The organism is Pedobacter montanisoli, from assembly GCF_022809115.1.
GTDB classification, from domain to species: domain Bacteria; phylum Bacteroidota; class Bacteroidia; order Sphingobacteriales; family Sphingobacteriaceae; genus Pedobacter; species Pedobacter montanisoli.
Map to the genome: position 1 here is coordinate 231,848 of NZ_JALGBH010000002.1, position 16,747 is coordinate 248,594.

The window sequence follows — 16,747 nt, forward strand, 5'->3', positions numbered from 1 at the left end:
TAACATCTAATATCTAACACTCACATCGTAAATACTTTATCACCTTCGTCTAAGAACTCATTTTTAACCAGTTCTTCTCCAGGTTCTACAGATTCAAATTCTTTCAGTTTTTCGTGGAAACCAGCACTTTCTTTAATAATAGCTACACGGGCACTGCGTACAAATTCTATCAGGCTGTAAGGTTCTAAGGCTTTTACCAATGCATCGGTTTCTTCTTTATGTCCGGTAACCGCAAAAACGGTATAGTCTTGTCTGATTACTACTGCGCTGGCTCCATACTGGCGTAACAGACGTTCTACTGTTACTTTTTCGGTTATTTCTGTTGTAGGTACTTTGTACAAGGCCAGTTCCTGCCAAATGATCTGGTCATTTGTGTTAAAATATACTTTAAGTACCTCCACCTGTTTTTCTATCTGACGTGCTAATTTCCTTACCACCTCATAACTCTCGTTAATGAGGATATTAAAACGGTGTATGCCTGCAATTTCTGTAGAGGAAGTGTTCAGGCTTTCAATATTGATTTTCCTTTTCGAAAAAATGATAGAAATCCTGTTCAAGATCCCTATCCTGTTTTCGGTATAAACGGTTATGGTAAATTCCTGCTTGCCCTGGTAACTTGGGTCGGCAGCTATGTGTTGTATGGTGTTGCTCATTGCTTTTTCGTTGATTGTGGTTCGTTACTCGCTTTTCGCCTTTAATTTTATTTCAATCTGATTTCACTTACGCTACATCCCTGTGGAACCATTGGAAATACATTGTTTTCTTTGCCAACCACTACTTCTAACAGATAAGCACCTTTGTGGTTAATCATGTTTTCCAAAGCTGTTCTCAGATTGGCTCTTTCGCTTACTTTGTTGGCCTCTATGTAATATGATTTGGCCAAAGCCACAAAATCGGGGCTGGTAATGTTCACAAAAGAGTAGCGCTTATCATGAAACAGTTGTTGCCACTGGCGCACCATGCCTAAAAAGCTATTGTTCAGGATCAGGATTTTTACTTCTGCGCCAAATTGCATAATGGTTCCCAATTCCTGTGGTGTCATCTGGAAACCACCATCGCCAATAATGGCCACTACAGTTTTATCAGGCGCTCCATATTTTGCACCTATTGCTGCAGGTAAGCCAAAGCCCATTGTGCCTAATCCACCAGAAGTGATATTGCTGCGGGTATGGTTAAATTTAGCATAGCGGCAAGCTACCATCTGGTGCTGACCTACGTCTGTTACCACAATGGCATCGCCACCGGTTATTTCATTCAATACCCGTAAAACTTCACCCATGGTCATTTCACCGCCCTGTGGATAAAGTTCTGGCGTAATTACCTGATCTATTTCCTGTTGGTTGTAATCTCTAAATTTGACTAACCATTCTGTATGTTCGGCTTTATGAACCAGATTGGTGAGTACCGGAAGGGTTTCTTTGCAATCACCCCATACACCTACATCGGCCTTAACATTTTTGTCGATTTCGGCAGGGTCAATATCTAGATGTATAATCTTTGCCTGTTTGGCATATTTGTCTAAACGTCCGGTTACGCGATCGTCAAAGCGCATCCCTATGGCAATGATCACATCGGCTTCGTTGGTTAACACATTGGGCCCATAATTGCCATGCATGCCCAACATACCTACATTTAAAGGATGGGAGGTAGGAATAGCGCCATCGCCCATAATGGTAAAGGCACTAGGCAAGCCTGCCTTTTCTATAAAGGCTTTAAATTCATTTTCGGCTTTGCCTAATATTACGCCTTGTCCAAATAGTACAAAAGGTTTTTTAGCTTCATTGATGAGCTTTGCAGCTTCTTCTATAAATTCAAAACGCAATTGTGGTTTTGGTCTGTAACTACGGATGTGATTACACTTTACATATGGCCCAAAATCTTCTATCTGTAATTGCGCATTTTTGGTAATATCAATTAGAACAGGTCCCGGGCGACCGCTTTTAGCAATATAAAATGCTTTTGCCAATACCTCAGGTATTTCTTTGGCATCGGTTACCTGATAGTTCCATTTGGTTACCGGAGTGGTAATGTTAATTACATCTGTTTCCTGAAAGGCATCTGTACCCAAAAGGTGTGCAAAAACCTGTCCGGTAATACAAACAAGGGGTGTGCTGTCTATTTGTGCATCGGCTAAACCCGTAACCAGATTGGTGGCACCAGGGCCGCTGGTGGCAAAAACCACGCCTACATCTCCGCTTGAGCGGGCATAGCCTTGAGCAGCATGGATACCGCCCTGTTCGTGGCGCACCAGTATATGTTTAAGTTTATCATTGTAATCATAAAGCGCATCATAAATGGGCATGATCGCACCGCCGGGATAACCAAAAATAGTTGTTACGCCTTCTTCAATAAGTCCGTTCAATAAAATTTGAGAGCCACTGGCTTTTACTGTTTTTACAGTAGAAGTTGCAGTTTTTGTAGTGGGTTCAAAGGTTGTTTCTTGTTCCATTGTTTTAGGTATTTTGGTTTTATCCTTCGTCAGTTACGCAGCCTTCAGAAGCATCTGAAACACTTTTTGCATATTTATAAAGTACGCCTCTTTTTACTTTTAGTTCGGGTTGCTGCCATTGCGCTTTGCGGGCAGCTATTTCTTGTTCGCTTATTTTAAGCTGTATGGTATTGGTAGTTGCATCAATTTCAATTGGATCATTATCCTGAATAATGGCAATATTGCCGCCATCATAAGCTTCGGGTGTGATGTGACCTACTACAAAGCCGTGTGTTCCGCCAGAAAAACGGCCATCGGTAATGAGTGCCACACTGCTGCCCAAACCAGCACCGAATATGGCAGAAGTAGGTTTTAGCATTTCGGGCATTCCGGGCGCACCTTTAGGGCCTACATTACGTATCACCACAACGTCTCCGGCTTTTACCCTGCCTGATAAGATGCCATTTATCAATTCAAACTCACCATCAAATACCCGTGCAGGTCCTTCAAAACGTTCGCCTTCTTTTCCTGATATTTTAGCTACAGAACCTTTTTCTGCAATATTGCCGTATAGGATTTGAAGGTGTCCGGTAGCTTTAATTGGATTTTCTTTAGGCATGATGATTTTCTGATCATCAAACTCTAGTTCAGGTACTTCTGCAAGATTTTCGGCAATGTTTTTTCCGGTTACGGTTAAGCAAGAGCCATCTATCCAACCTAATTTTAACAGGTATTTCATTACCGCAGGTACACCGCCTATTTTGTGGAGGTCTTCCATCATGTAAGTGCCGCTTGGTTTCATATCTGCCAGTACCGGAATACGATTACTGATGGTTTGGAAATCGTCTTGCGTAAGTTTTACGTTAACACTTTTTGCAATGGCAATAAGATGTAAAACGGCATTGGTAGAACCACCTAAAACCATGAGCGTAACAATGGCATTTTCAAATGCTGCCCGGGTCATGATATCAGAAGGTTTAATATCTTTTTCCAGTAAATTGAGGATAGCTTTTCCGGCAGCTAAACATTCCTGCTTTTTATCTTCACTTAAAGCTGGGTTGGACGAAGAATAGGGAAGGCTCATGCCCAAAGCTTCGATAGCCGAGGCCATGGTATTTGCGGTATAAATGCCTCCACAGGCTCCTGCGCCCGGACAGGCATTTTTAACTACCCCATCAAAATCTTCATCAGAAATGGTACCTGCTATTTTTTGTCCCAAAGCTTCAAAAGCAGAAACAATATTTAAATGATGATCATCTTTGTAGTGGCCAGCTTTGATCGTGCCACCATATACCATGATAGAAGGGCGGTTTAAACGACCCATTGCCATTAATGATCCTGGCATGTTTTTATCGCAACCGGGAATGGTGATCAGACCATCGTAATACTGGCCTCCACATATGGTTTCAATACTGTCGGCAATTACATCACGACTTACCAGCGAGTAACGCATACCTTCTGTTCCGTTGCTCATACCATCGCTTACGCCAATGGTATTAAAGGTAAGACCAACCATTCCGTTGTCCCAAATCCCTTTTTTAACCACTTTGGCTAAATCGTTAAGGTGCATATTGCAGGTATTGCCATCGTAACCCATACTGGCAATGCCTACCTGCGCTTTATCCATATCGGCATCGGTTAAACCAATTCCGTAAAGCATGGCTTTGGCTGCAGGTTGTGTTTTGTCTTGTGTAAAAATGCGACTGTACTTGTTTAATTCCATTGGTTTATTTTAAAATAGGGCAAAAAAAAACCGCCCCTTTGCAGGAGGCGGTTCGTTGAATATTTTTTCTATCAATATTATATAAACAACGGTTTCCACCTCTCTTTCTGAGAAATGACAATAATAATGTTGTTAATAATATTGGTGTTTAAAATCACTTTACTTCGCTTTTGTAAACCCAAAACTAACAACAAAAATTTTAAAACAAAGAACTTTTAAATAATTACTTCGTAGTTTACTTTTTCGAGCACCAGATTTTTATAGGCTCTTTGCAAAGTAGCACCAATGCTGTCGCGCCAGCGCGGACGGTACACCACATCATCAATAGTGTGGATGCCCACTACTTCAACAGCGGTACCGCAGAAGAAAGCACTATCTGCATTGTGTAGAAAATCTGTACTGATCTGTTTCTCGATTACTTCTATATCTAAAATCTTGCAAAGTTCAATAATGGTTGCACGGGTAATGCCCGGTAAAATGTTGCCTAAAGCGGGCGTATAAAGCTTTCCGTTCTTTTCAATAAAGATGTTTGCACTGGGTGCTTCGGCAATAAATCCTTTTGCATCCAAAAGAAGTGCTTCATCAAAACCTTTGTTCTTGGCATCGCCGCTGGCTAAAATTGCGTTTACATAATGACCGCTCATTTTAGCTTCTATATGAATAGATTTAGGGTTAGGACGCTCATAAGGGGATATACATACCTTTAATTGCTTGTCGCCGAAATAAGAACCCCATTCCCAAGCACAGATCATAATGTTGCTTGCTTTGGGGGTGGTTAAGCTCATATTGGGTTCACAGAAAACCAAAGGTCGTATGTAAGCGTCTTTGAGGTTATTCAATTCGAGCAGACGGTAGGTTTTTCCAATCAGGTCATTGATGTCCCAATTAAAAGGAATGCCTGTAAGATCGCATGAACGTTTTAAACGCTCAAAATGCTCTCTGGCTTTAAAAATGCGGGTAGCATTGTGTGTTTTGTAGGCTCTTATGCCTTCAAAAGCTGCATAGCCATAATGCAACGATTGTCCGTACAAATCTGTTTTGGCATCCCGTGCTTTAACAAATTCATCGTCCAAATAAATTACCGTGTTCGAATTGTAATAATTCATAAATTTCTTTTTAAAAGAATTTTTCTAAAAGCCATTTAACCTTGAGCAGTTTCTAATTCGTTGTTCTGAATAAGCGCTGGTTTATTTTCAGGGCTTTCAGAAAGATGCTGAACCGAGTTCAGCATGACGGATTTTTTTTAGTTCAAAGGTCTAAACAGCTTCCTTTAATTTATCAAGTTGTGTGTGGGGTAGAACACAATTTTTTTGCTGAAAAAAACACCCTTTTTTAGGTTCTTTTTAAATGGGTGTTTCTGCTGCTTTAAAATCGCTGTGTTTTACAAAAACCAATTTAGTTTTTGGTTCATTTAAATGCAATAGAATATTTTAATTAAAATTAAAAAGTATTATTGATGGTTTTTTTGTTGTTTTTTGAAATTATATTTTGATTTATTTTTATTTTTAGGAATATAAAAATATAATATTTGAACCAAATATAGAATTGGTATTTGGTTCAAATATTATGCTTGCATTGTATTGATATTAATTTTCTGCTTAAAACCAGAAAATGTGCTGTGAAGTTTGCTGAAATTGGCCTTGAAAATGGTTTGGATTTAGCTTGTGATATTGGGCTAATTTTGGCTGTTTTTAATGAAAGGAGATTTTGGCCGGAATGGTATCAATACAAACAAAAAGATAGTACAAAGATTGAACTACCTGAACGAGGATCCGGTAACATCAAGCTTGGTTATCTACTTAGCGTTGTAAGTACATTATGAGGAAAGGACTTGTATCAATATTGTTTTGTAGTGTATTCCAATCTGGAGACCTTATTTTCAGGATAGATTTAAGTGCCTTACGAAACATTTAAACCAAAGGGGAGAATTTAACCCAGCCTATTACTAATAGGCTGTTGACAGCAGTAAGAATTTTTCTAATCGTAATGAAATCTACATTTGGCAATGAGAATCTCATTTTCTTGATATTTGTAAATCAATCTATGTTCGTCATCAATTCTACGAGACCAAAATCCAGAATATTTATGTTTTAAAGGCTCTGGTTTTCCAATTCCTTCAAATGGACTTCTTGAAATATCTTTTAATAAATCATTGATTCTCTTTAATTTCTTTTTATCTGTTTTCTGCCAATATAAATAATCGTCCCAAGATTCGTCAACAAAAGTGTACTTCATCTTATTCTTCAATTAAATCGTTTGAAAACGATTTTCCACTTTTTAGTTTTTCAATTGCGGAATCTAATCGCATTTCGTTTTTCCGAGAAGATAATTCGTAATTAGTTGCCATTAGAGAATTGTATTCTTCTAATGACATGACAACAATTCCTGAATCTTTTCCACGATTGATGATTAGAGTTTCGAAATTCTTAGCAACTCTATCTAAATAAGATTTTATGTCTTTTCTAAAATCAGAAACACTTGCAATTAACATGATTTTGTATTTTTATTTGTACAAATATATGTACAAATTTTCTATTGAACAAATTGTGCGGAATTTTTGGGACTTATTGTATTTATTGGTTCGGGGCTTGTCGAAGGTGGGGATTTTTAATACAAAAATTCAATAAAATTACTATTGTGTAACCTTGTTCAAATGTTTCATAGAAGCACTTCAGCCGCCATATTGCCCAAACCGATGTTATGTGTCCGGCATTTTTTGTTGTTAGTCAATTCCAAGTTCTTTGTGCATTGTATGCCATTCTTTCCCAAATTCAATCATTTCTAATACAGCTTTTCGTTTGTCTTCTGGCAGGCATTGTATGCAAGTTGGATACTGAATGCCTTTATAATGTACTTTACAATTAGGGCATAACTCCATATTTTTTAAATCATAGTTAGAGGCACATCTTCTACAAGCTGTTATTGTGTCTTCAAATGACAGATATTTTATGTCGTCAGTTAAATAGAGTAAAAATGCTTCTTTCCCGATTATTTCTTCATCTTTGTTTTTAGCTTTTTCTCTTTGAAACCAATATTTTATATTCGATAAATTGTGATTGTTTTTCCATTTTTTAGATACAAAACACTTGTCTCGAACATCAAGAGCTTCTTCGTCTATATAAAAAATTGTGATGAGTTCTTCTAAGGATTTATAAATTGGTTCATCAAACTCGTGTTGGCATACTGCGCAACGATATTGTGGTAATTTCCTCACTCTCTTATTAGGTCGGTTGTCTCCACAATTTGTGCATAAAGGAACGGCTATGTAATCATAGTTTTTTGCAATATGTTTCTTAAATTCTGATTTATCAATGTCAGAATTAGTTTCTTTAAAAATTTGAGTGTATTTTCTTGTTATTTCTCTTTCGTAGTCGGAATATTTTTTTGGGTGCGAAAGATGCTGAATTGTTAAAGTGTCTGTACTATCACATATCTCGCATTTTTCTTTAAGAATTTTAGCTCGTCTTTCTTTCCAATCTTTTGTGTGCCATGACCGTTGTCCTTCTTTGTAATCCTTCCAATATAGTTCCTTGGCAAGTTCTAATGAAATTTCTCCATTAGTCAACTTTTCCCTTAATTCGATACGTTCGTTATATGTCAACATACTTCATTTATTTGGTTTCATATTCTACATATTTTTAAATAGTATATTTTCTATTCAATAACTACTGCTGGAACAGTTTTCCTAAATTCGCTTTTAGTTTCGTATTGATATGTTCCTATTTGTCTTGCACATTTGTTTTTGGGTATTTTTATCTTTTGCTCATCGTAGAATGTTTTACCATTATAATCAATGATTAAAACTACGATTTCATCAGAGTAGTTTCTAATACCATACTTCCCATATTCTACTGTTTTTGCTAATGCAGTATTCTGATTAATTACCTGAAAAATTTCTATTTCGTTTTTGGAAATACATTCCCCACTTTCTTCAAAAATGGTAAGACCTACTAAGCCACCGTCATTAGGTTTGTTGGCTCCTGAGTATACATAAATTGCAAAAAACGTTGCTAATATCCCTGTAACGAAACCTCCAATAAAAATTAAAAATTTCCTCATATCCATTTTAGTGTTAACTTGTTGTCAACGGTTGTTTGTCTTATGCTGACGCAAAACCCGTGTTATGCCTAGTATTTCTTCTACTTCTTGCTCTTAACATATTCAATAAATCCGTTGTAATAGTCGTCTATTGTTTTCTTTTTTATTTCAGTCCATTTTTCTTTTGGTTGACTTAATTCTTTTTTTTCAGAGTTGTCGTCCATGCCTGATAAAACAGCGTCCATACCGTGAAGATTTATCCATCTTTGGTCGTAATTTTCTTCATTGGCTCTAACGAAGCCAACTACTTTAGTTACTGTTTTCTCAAGTTTGTCAATGTCTTGAAATGCATATTTATTAATGTCTGGTCCATACTCTCCATTCAAAACCGAAACAGCTTGCTTTGCTGAATTGTCCACACACAAGTTAGCGTCATATCTTGCTCTTAGTTGTGCTACATAAAACCAATACATTGCATCGTCTTTTTGGTCTTGGTTAAAAAGTTCTCGAGATAATGCGTATATAACTGGAGGATTATAGAAATTAGGGTTTTTCAAAATACTATCAACTATCTGCTGTTTAAGTTTTTTGTTTTTACCGTTTAAGATTTCAATTGCTTCATTGTGTCGAGCAACGTTAATTTCTTTAAAAACTCCTTTAGATTTAATCTCTTTTGTTTGTGTCTGTGCGTAACTTAAGGTCGAAAGTCCGAAAACAATTGTCAATAGGAGAATGATTTTTTTCATTGTTTGTCTGTCGTTTTTAATTGTGTTGTGTGTCGCTGTAATATTGGGCATAACGTTTCGGGGCTTGCCGAAGGCGGGGATTTTTAGAACAAAAGTTCAATAGAATTACTAATCTTGAACCTTGAACAAATGCTCGATCGAAAAACTTCAGCCCCGCTTTTGGCAAACTCGTCTAGCGCAAGTATGAGCGTAGCGGTGCTTGTGCTCGGATTAGTCACAAGCGGATGCTTGCGCCAGAGTGGGGAGAATTTTTCAATTATACATTTAACCCAGCTTATTGCTAATACGATGTTAGCTGACGTTGTATTTTTTTCTCATTTTGTCTCTTTTTTTTAATCTACCAATAAAAATCTTCTCATCAACAGATGTTGATTTAAATACTAAAACTTCAATAACGTCCGCTATAAAAGAAATTAGCATCGGTAAATTTTCGTAGATATATTCCCATTGTGCTTCAATGTCTTCCCAAGTGCTAAAAATGAAGTTTAAATTTTGTTTCTCTGTTGCGACGATTGGATTTCTGTCTGTGTAAAGGTGGATTGCGTTGTTTGTTAAATTAAATAAACTGTCGCCAAATTCTTTGCTAAATATGTAGTCAAATAAATCGTCAGGTTGAAACTTATTATTTAGAAAATTGTTTGTTTTCTCAATAAGTCCCTTTTTTTGATTAGGAGTCGTTTTTATTGGGTCAAAACCATCTTCATTACTAAACCTTTCAATGAAATCACTTTCATTCAATATTCGCATTAGCAATATCGAAATTTCTAAAAAAGGCTTTCTCAATAGCGTAAAACAAACAGTCATTCTCATCTTCAAACTACATAAAAGACTTTCTTGGAGAAAATAACAAGTCTCCATTATGAGTGAAAGAAGTAGGTGCGTTCTTATAATTTGATTGTGTTCAACTCTTAGCCCATTTGCCTGCAATATATCGAAAATGTGGTCTTGGGTGTCATTCTCGATTTTCAAATTCTCTGGAAGGTTTATAATTTGTGTCTTTAACTCTACAAAAGTTTCGTCAATGACTAATCTTTCAATGTCATTAATTACAAATTCACAGAAGTCGTGTTTTTTTCTAAACTTTTTTGGTAGGTAGTAGTAGTCTATTCTTTTAGTCATTGGGGAAAGGTTCGTCTAGCAATGTCAGCTAACACCCAAATATACGAATCTTTTCTTCTATGGTAACTTCTGTTAAATAGCTGATATATAGTGTGATAAATTTTTATTGAATTTATGATATTCAAAATTCGAATGGATTAAAAAGCAATTCATATAAGGTCAAAACATACATGAACTGCCTTTAATCTCATAATAAACCAAAATCGTTAAACTCAATTACAATGAGAACAAAAAGCCTATTTTGAGCAGGAGTAAGATTGCAATTTTGTAATTATACAAAATCGTTCGATAGCTAATTTAGAACTGTTTTTTATTGCCAAAAACGGTGTTTTTATCCATAACTATTTTCTAATTTTACCTTTTGTAATCCATTATTGCTGAAATTAAGATGTTCGAAAATTTAAAAACCACGTTCGAAGGCGAGTTATACTATGATAATTCTACCGTACATGAAGCATTGAAAAAGGTGTATTCAACCGATGCTTCGGTGTATCAGGAAAAACCTTTGGCAGTGGCCATTCCTAAAACCAAAGAAGACCTCAAAAGACTGATCCGTTTTGCCAATGTACAAGGCGTTTCACTTATTCCGCGTGCGGCAGGAACTTCTTTGGCCGGACAGGTAGTAGGGAATGGTATCGTGGTAGATATTTCGAAATACTTTACGCAAATTTTAGAGATCAATCAGGAAGAAGCTTGGGTAAGAGTACAACCCGGTGTAATCAGAGATGACTTGAATGCAGTATTAAAACCTTATGGCTTAATGTTTGGCCCTGAAACCTCAACCGCCAGCAGAGCCATGATAGGAGGGATGATCGGCAATAACTCCTGTGGATTGCATTCTATTGTATGGGGAGATACCCGTGGAAACTTACTCGAAGCAAAAGTACTTTTGAGCAATGGCGATGAAACGGAATTTAAAGCTTTAAATAAACAAGAGGTAGCCGAAAAAGCTGAACTGAACAGTCTTGAAGGTGTAATCTACAAAGGCATACAAGAACTGGTAAATAAACCCGAAAATATAACAGCCATTAAAAAAGGTTATCCCAAAAAAACACTTACCCGCAGAAATACAGGCTATGCGCTTGATTTCTTAATCCCCGAGGAAGGAAAAGAAACTTTTAACTTATGCGAGCTTTTGGCAGGATCAGAAGGCACATTGGCGTTTGTAACCGAAGCCAAGCTTAAACTGCTGCCTTTGCCGCCAAAAGAGGAAGCTTTGGTATGTGTGCATTTTAATTCGCTGGCCGAATCGCTTTTGGCCAATATCATTATTCTTAAGCATAAGCCGATGGCTTCTGAACTGGTAGATAAATACATCATGGACTTTACCAAAGGCCATCCTGTTTACCAGCATAACCGCTTTTTTATAGAAGGCGAACCAGAAGCTTTATTAATGGTAGAGTTTTTTGCCGATACAGAACAAGAACTAGAAGCCAAAACATCGGCATTGATTGCCGATCTGAAAGCTGCCGGATTGGGTTATGCTTATCCGATCGTAAAAGGGAATAAGCAAACCAAGTTGGCTTGGGATGTGCGGAAAGCAGGCTTGGGATTGATCAGGAACTTGCCAGGCGATACACAGCCAGTAAACCTGATCGAAGATTGCGCCGTATCGCCCGAAGATTTGCCCGCTTATGTAGAAGATCTGCAGGAAGTGCTTAACCGCTATCAGTTACATGCTTCTTATTACGCACATGCCGGAGCAGGGGAGTTGCATATAGAGCCTATGATCAACCTCAAGACCAGTGAGGGAAAAGAGATTTTTAGGCAGGTGCTTAAAGAAACCGCACAGCTGGTTAAAAAATACAACGGTTCTTTAAGTGGCGAGCATGGCGACGGACGTTTGCGTGGCGAGTTTATTAAAGACGTATTGGGCGAAGAGGTTTATGTGTTATTAAAAGACGTTAAAAACCTGTTTGATCCGGTAGGTGTATTCAATGCCAATAAAATTGTGGACACACCACCAATGAATGAGTTTTTACGTTACGAAGCCGATCAAAAGATCAAGCCCGTAAAAACCATTTTTGATTTCAGCAAGAGCGAAAATATATTAAGATTAACAGAAAAATGCTCAGGTTCTGGCGATTGCCGGAAAACCCATGTAACAGGAGGTACCATGTGTCCGTCATACATGGCTACCCGACAAGAAAAAGATACCACCAGGGCCAGAGCCAATATATTAAGACAGTTTTTAACCAATTCTACAGAAGAAAATCCGTTTAACCATAAAGAAATAAAAGAGGTGATGGATTTGTGCCTGAGTTGTAAAGGCTGTAAATCAGAATGTCCCTCAAGTGTAGATGTTGCCAAATTAAAAGCAGAATTTTTGCAGCATTATTACGATGCCAATGGTGTACCTTTCAGGGCAAGAATGATTGCCAACTTTACCAAAACACAGCAACTGGCAACAATTTTTCCGAGCTTGTACAATGCATTGATCAGCAATAGTTTTACTTCAAAACTGATCAAAAAGACCGTTGGTTTCGCTATAGGTAGATCATTACCCAAAGTAGGCAAAACCACCTTACGCCACTGGAAGAAAAAACATGATAAAGAAGCTGTAGTTCAACCTAAAAACCGAAAGGTTTATCTGTTCTGCGATGAGTTTACCAATTATAACGATGTTGAAATAGGAATTACCACCATAAAACTTTTGGAGAAACTGGGTTACGAAGTGATTATTCCTCAGCATAAAGAAAGTGGCAGAACTTATTTATCTAAAGGCTTGCTGAGAGATGCCAAGAAATTGGCCAACCAAAATGTTTCGCTTTTAACTAGATTAATTACCGAAGAAACACCTTTACTGGGTATAGAACCTTCGGCCTTGCTTACTTTTAGAGATGAGTACCCAGAGCTGGTTGACGATCATTTGGTAGAAAAAGCCAATCATTTGGCTAAAAATGCTTTTTTGGTAGAAGAATTTTTATTGCAAGAGGTAGAAGCCGGACGCATCCATACCTCAGCCTTTACCCAAAAAACACAATTGGTAAAACTGCATGGACATTGTTATCAGAAATCGTTGAATGCTTTAACTCCAACTGAAAAAATACTGGCTTTACCGCAAAATTATACCGTAGAGCTTATTCCTTCGGGATGCTGCGGTATGGCAGGCTCATTTGGCTATGAGGCCGATCATTACGATGTTTCTATGAAAGTGGGCGAACTGGTACTTTTACCTGAGGTAAGAAAACAAGCTACCGATACCATTATTGCAGCGGCCGGAACAAGTTGTCGCCACCAGATCAAAGATGGTACGCAACGTATAGCCCAACACCCGGTAGAAATTTTGTGGGAAGCTTTGGTTTAAATTAAAGCAGTATGAAATACAGCCGTTTATTTAAAGCTTGGTGGATTTTCTATCAAAAACTGATTTTGCCATCTTTAGTTACGGCATTGCTATTGGCTGTATTTTCACTGCCCACAAATAAGATTGTTCCGGGAGTGGCATTGGCTTATATTCCCTTGAGTTTATTTTATCAATATATCTTCTATGATTACAGTAGAAGAGGAGAATATCTGTTTTATTATAATTTGGGGTTAGGAAAGACTGCACTTTGGTTGATTTCATTAAGTGCCGGATGTATATTTGCTCTTAGTGTATTTATGCTTTCATATTTATAAAAGCAGTTTGAATTACCCAAGCATGTACAAACTTGTTTGCAAAATTGATACATGAAAATTTATAATGCTCATTTCTATATCATAAGTGGCGGTCTGGGATAAATCTTTCTTAACATGTCACATTGAGTCTGTCGAAATTATGGAAAACATTTATTGATTTTTATTCTAAATCTACGCCACTACTATTTTTAATGGTAAAGCCGTTTTTGTTAAATGTTGTATTAACAGTATCTCTATAATAAGTTCCTGTTACTACTATATTTCCTGTTAAAGTTTTCATTCCACTTCCACTTATTGTAAGGTTAGTAAATCCAACATTAGCTGGAATATCTTGAGCACCAGTAAGACTAAGTGACAATGTGTTACAGATTATTGACGAAGTACCATTTAATATCATCAGGCCATTTCTTTTAAAATCTAGTGTACCGGTTATAGTTATATTAGAATTGTTCAATGTTAGTCCACCTGGAGTACCACTCTCTATTTCAAGTCTAACATTAGAAAACGTAAAAGCAATATTGTTTATTTGTTGGGAAAACTGTCTGATAAATCTCCATTGAGCCGGGTTTACACCATTTAAGGCAAATACAGGTGTATTAGTTCCTACAGTAAAATTTCCTCCACGCCAAATTAATTCATCAACAGTAGAACCGCTTGTTAATGTTTGAACAGTATTTAAATTTTCATCTTTAAACTCAACATTCGTATAACTACCTAAGGGTACTGTTGAAGCTCTGTTACGAGCATCGGTATATTTTGTATATCCAGTCAGCGTAAAACCATTTAAATCTAGAGTTGCAGTACCGGCAAAATAAAGGTGTTCACAGGTTGTATTTCCAGTTAGTTTTTTTACTCCGGCATTTTGTAATCTAAGTTCTCTGTAACCTCCATCATTGGGTATTCTTATTTCCTGATTACCTGAAAAATTATATGAAAAAATATTATCGCTTTGATTGGCATAAAATAAACTATTAACAAGTAAATCTGAATTTAATTTACCTTGCCAGTCAATATTTCCTCTTGTATCTAATTTTGATGATGCATTTAAACCAATTATTTTTTCAAATAAGGTAAATTTCTTTCCTGTTAATGTAACCTCTATATTCTCTTTAATTTCTACATTTCTCATAACAAACGGATTAACATTTTCAGTTGAATTTGTCGTTATTGTTTTACTATTCGTAGAAAAAATAATTTTTGATTGACCGAAATCATTTATTGATGATGCATTGGTAAGAATGCCTTTAACAAATTCAAAAACTGTTCCCGATGCAAAATTAGTAGCTAATAATGTATTGGTATTAAATGTTGCTAAATTATTAATACGTATATAATTGTTATTTTTAGCTATCAGATAGCTATTATTACTAAGGGATAAATCATTGGTATCTATATTATAAACAGATAGATCAAATTGACTATTCCCACCTACACTTAAAGTATTAAAAACACTGATACTATTTAATAATAATATGGGACTGGTTAAATTAGAACCTATATATAGATTATAATAATCAATAGCTGGTATTACAGGGCCAGAATTATTAAATTGTATATTACTATTTGCAGTTCTTATATACCCGTTCCAATAACTGTCATTTCCCTTTGTTATGGTTGTTTGATTGCCATTATTGTCATTGAATGTACCATATATTCTTATGTTTTCAATTGTTAGTGCTCCTCTCTTTGTAAATGTAAAATTGTTATTAATAATTAACTGTCTTACAGAGCCTGTTGTATTTAAGAGACAATCAGCTTTTATAATCGCAATATGATTTGCTGCAGGTACAATACCTAAACTCCAGTTGGCTGGATTATTCCATAAATTATTTACAATACCTAAAAATTCATTGATTGTATCGCTTACAATTATTCGGTTTGGCCCTGCTAGTATTTTTCCACTTGATGTTACGATCATATTTATAAATGTTATTTACGTCCCAAAATTCCTTGTGCCGTATTCATAATATGAGATATATTATTAAGTTCTATTTGAGTTGTAACTTCTGCTATGATACATGAAGTTATTCTGGCGTTACTCCATTGTTCAGCACCTCTGCGCCTAAGTATTCCGAAAGTTGTATTCCCTATCCCTGTAGGAGTACCGGCAGTGGTATTTGCATAATTGGTTATATGATCAAAATTAACATATGGATTATTAAGGACATTATAAGAAAAAAATGTAGATTTTGTACTTTTACCAATACTGTAATTTCTGTTCGAGGCTCCATTAGCATCATAATGACAAGACCCTTGAAATAATGCACATATACTGGTTGGCCCGGAACCCGCACCAATTAAAAATTGTTGATCACCCTCATTACTGGTGGCACCTAAAGTAATTTTTGAACCCAATCCTACAGCATTGGCGTTTAAAAATGTATTGCCTTCTCCAGTTAATCCATCTCCTTTTATACCTAAGTTGTTATGAATAAGCGTACCAATCCAAGCAATTCTAAAAGCATTATCAGCATCTCTCATATCTTTCCAATTCCATTTATGAGTGGCTGCTGTTCCACCTACAAAACCATACAAGGCTTTTATCTTAGTCCATACACCAATTCCTTTTAATCCACTAACAATATGATTTACATAAAGTCTTTCAGGCTCGGTTAACATTACCCCATCAACATCTCTAATGATCTTAATAATGTTTTCAGCATCTTTATCAAAATCTACCAGTAATCTTCCTTTATCTAATAGTATCATTATCTGTTATATCTAATTTTAAGGTATGTCTGCACTTGTGCCACCTGAGTTAAGTCTAGTTGTTTATTGAATATAATAATTTCATAAAGCCTGAAAGAACAATATCCACTATTGGATAATGGTGGTAACTGATTATTAAACCTACCACCTATAGAAATACCGTTTGTTAATCTCTGCTTTTCTACAGGCATTATCTATCTGATTTAAATATTGTAAACTTAAACTATTATGCTTGATATTGCCATTTACATCAGCTGCATCTACAAAATTTGAAACTCTGGAAGAAAAGTCTATTAAATACATGGCTATCCCTAATTTTATGATTGTCAAATAATTATAATACTTATGAGTTGCCTCAAAAGG

General features: G+C 36.3%; 16 protein-coding genes. 3 read left to right on the forward strand and 13 right to left on the reverse strand.

Annotated elements, in window-relative coordinates; genetic code table 11:
* Positions 1-20: 20 nt before the first annotated feature.
* The 4 genes from ilvN to MMF97_RS08820 all read right to left on the reverse strand — a co-directional run bounded on the left by ilvN (position 21) and on the right by MMF97_RS08820 (position 5,257).
* The gene (gene ilvN / locus MMF97_RS08805) at positions 21-653 is read right to left on the reverse strand and encodes an acetolactate synthase small subunit (protein ID WP_243361604.1); all 633 of its coding nucleotides are present in this window, start codon (positions 651-653) and stop codon (positions 21-23) included.
* Positions 654-700: 47 nt separating this feature from the next.
* The gene (gene ilvB / locus MMF97_RS08810) at positions 701-2,449 is read right to left on the reverse strand and encodes a biosynthetic-type acetolactate synthase large subunit (RefSeq protein ID WP_243361606.1); all 1,749 of its coding nucleotides are present in this window, start codon (positions 2,447-2,449) and stop codon (positions 701-703) included.
* Between the two features lie 19 nt (positions 2,450-2,468).
* A complete protein-coding gene (gene ilvD / locus MMF97_RS08815; RefSeq protein ID WP_243361608.1) occupies positions 2,469-4,151 on the reverse strand; it encodes a dihydroxy-acid dehydratase in 1,683 nt (560 codons plus the stop codon).
* A gap of 215 nt (positions 4,152-4,366) precedes the next feature.
* Positions 4,367-5,257 (reverse strand): branched-chain amino acid transaminase, encoded by an 891-nt coding sequence (locus MMF97_RS08820; RefSeq protein WP_243361610.1) that lies wholly within the window; start codon positions 5,255-5,257, stop codon positions 4,367-4,369.
* A gap of 512 nt (positions 5,258-5,769) precedes the next feature.
* Between MMF97_RS08820 and MMF97_RS08825 the strand changes: the two genes are divergently transcribed.
* Positions 5,770-5,973 carry a hypothetical protein gene (locus MMF97_RS08825; RefSeq protein ID WP_243361612.1) on the forward strand — a complete coding sequence of 68 codons (204 nt, stop codon included), beginning with the start codon at positions 5,770-5,772 and terminating at the stop codon, positions 5,971-5,973.
* 155 nt (positions 5,974-6,128) lie between these two features.
* Here the strand turns inward: MMF97_RS08825 and MMF97_RS08830 are convergent, their stop codons facing one another.
* From MMF97_RS08830 to MMF97_RS08855, 6 genes are all read right to left on the reverse strand, one after another.
* Complete coding sequence (locus tag MMF97_RS08830) at positions 6,129-6,386, reverse strand: Txe/YoeB family addiction module toxin (RefSeq protein WP_243361613.1); 258 nt, start codon at positions 6,384-6,386, stop codon at positions 6,129-6,131.
* Between the two features lies 1 nt (position 6,387).
* Positions 6,388-6,642: a type II toxin-antitoxin system Phd/YefM family antitoxin gene (locus MMF97_RS08835; RefSeq protein WP_243361616.1), complete on the reverse strand. Its 255-nt coding sequence runs from the start codon at positions 6,640-6,642 to the stop codon at positions 6,388-6,390.
* A gap of 231 nt (positions 6,643-6,873) precedes the next feature.
* Positions 6,874-7,755, reverse strand: coding sequence for a hypothetical protein (locus MMF97_RS08840; protein WP_243361618.1), 882 nt, complete (start codon positions 7,753-7,755; stop codon positions 6,874-6,876).
* 50 nt (positions 7,756-7,805) lie between these two features.
* A complete protein-coding gene (locus MMF97_RS08845; protein ID WP_243361621.1) occupies positions 7,806-8,210 on the reverse strand; it encodes a hypothetical protein in 405 nt (134 codons plus the stop codon).
* Between the two features lie 80 nt (positions 8,211-8,290).
* Entirely contained in the window at positions 8,291-8,935 is a 645-nt protein-coding gene (locus MMF97_RS08850) for a hypothetical protein (RefSeq protein ID WP_243361623.1), read from the reverse strand.
* A gap of 291 nt (positions 8,936-9,226) precedes the next feature.
* Positions 9,227-10,054 (reverse strand): hypothetical protein, encoded by an 828-nt coding sequence (locus MMF97_RS08855; protein ID WP_243361625.1) that lies wholly within the window; start codon positions 10,052-10,054, stop codon positions 9,227-9,229.
* A 388-nt stretch (positions 10,055-10,442) separates the two neighbouring features.
* Here MMF97_RS08855 and MMF97_RS08860 point away from each other — a divergent pair, with 388 nt between their 5' ends.
* Entirely contained in the window at positions 10,443-13,361 is a 2,919-nt protein-coding gene (locus MMF97_RS08860) for an FAD-binding and (Fe-S)-binding domain-containing protein (protein WP_243361627.1), read from the forward strand.
* An 11-nt stretch (positions 13,362-13,372) separates the two neighbouring features.
* Positions 13,373-13,675 (forward strand): hypothetical protein, encoded by a 303-nt coding sequence (locus MMF97_RS08865; protein WP_243361629.1) that lies wholly within the window; start codon positions 13,373-13,375, stop codon positions 13,673-13,675.
* A gap of 160 nt (positions 13,676-13,835) precedes the next feature.
* Here the strand turns inward: MMF97_RS08865 and MMF97_RS08870 are convergent, their stop codons facing one another.
* From MMF97_RS08870 to MMF97_RS08880, 3 genes are all read right to left on the reverse strand, one after another.
* A complete protein-coding gene (locus MMF97_RS08870) occupies positions 13,836-15,593 on the reverse strand; it encodes a hypothetical protein (RefSeq protein WP_243361631.1) in 1,758 nt (585 codons plus the stop codon).
* 11 nt (positions 15,594-15,604) lie between these two features.
* Positions 15,605-16,384, reverse strand: coding sequence for a hypothetical protein (locus tag MMF97_RS08875; protein ID WP_243361633.1), 780 nt, complete (start codon positions 16,382-16,384; stop codon positions 15,605-15,607).
* Positions 16,385-16,525: 141 nt separating this feature from the next.
* Entirely contained in the window at positions 16,526-16,714 is a 189-nt protein-coding gene (locus MMF97_RS08880; protein ID WP_243361635.1) for a hypothetical protein, read from the reverse strand.
* Positions 16,715-16,747 lie beyond the last annotated feature (33 nt).

Coding starts and splice junctions, on each gene's coding strand:
- ilvN (WP_243361604.1), bottom strand. CDS start 653: ATGAGCAACACCATACAACACATAGCTGCCGACCCAAGTTACCAGGGC.
- ilvB (WP_243361606.1), bottom strand. CDS start 2,449: ATGGAACAAGAAACAACCTTTGAACCCACTACAAAAACTGCAACTTCT.
- ilvD (WP_243361608.1), bottom strand. CDS start 4,151: ATGGAATTAAACAAGTACAGTCGCATTTTTACACAAGACAAAACACAA.
- MMF97_RS08820 (WP_243361610.1), bottom strand. CDS start 5,257: ATGAATTATTACAATTCGAACACGGTAATTTATTTGGACGATGAATTT.
- MMF97_RS08830 (WP_243361613.1), bottom strand. CDS start 6,386: ATGAAGTACACTTTTGTTGACGAATCTTGGGACGATTATTTATATTGG.
- MMF97_RS08835 (WP_243361616.1), bottom strand. CDS start 6,642: ATGTTAATTGCAAGTGTTTCTGATTTTAGAAAAGACATAAAATCTTAT.
- MMF97_RS08840 (WP_243361618.1), bottom strand. CDS start 7,755: ATGTTGACATATAACGAACGTATCGAATTAAGGGAAAAGTTGACTAAT.
- MMF97_RS08845 (WP_243361621.1), bottom strand. CDS start 8,210: ATGAGGAAATTTTTAATTTTTATTGGAGGTTTCGTTACAGGGATATTA.
- MMF97_RS08850 (WP_243361623.1), bottom strand. CDS start 8,935: ATGAAAAAAATCATTCTCCTATTGACAATTGTTTTCGGACTTTCGACC.
- MMF97_RS08855 (WP_243361625.1), bottom strand. CDS start 10,054: ATGACTAAAAGAATAGACTACTACTACCTACCAAAAAAGTTTAGAAAA.
- MMF97_RS08860 (WP_243361627.1), top strand. CDS start 10,443: ATGTTCGAAAATTTAAAAACCACGTTCGAAGGCGAGTTATACTATGAT.
- MMF97_RS08865 (WP_243361629.1), top strand. CDS start 13,373: ATGAAATACAGCCGTTTATTTAAAGCTTGGTGGATTTTCTATCAAAAA.
- MMF97_RS08870 (WP_243361631.1), bottom strand. CDS start 15,593: ATGATCGTAACATCAAGTGGAAAAATACTAGCAGGGCCAAACCGAATA.
- MMF97_RS08875 (WP_243361633.1), bottom strand. CDS start 16,384: ATGATACTATTAGATAAAGGAAGATTACTGGTAGATTTTGATAAAGAT.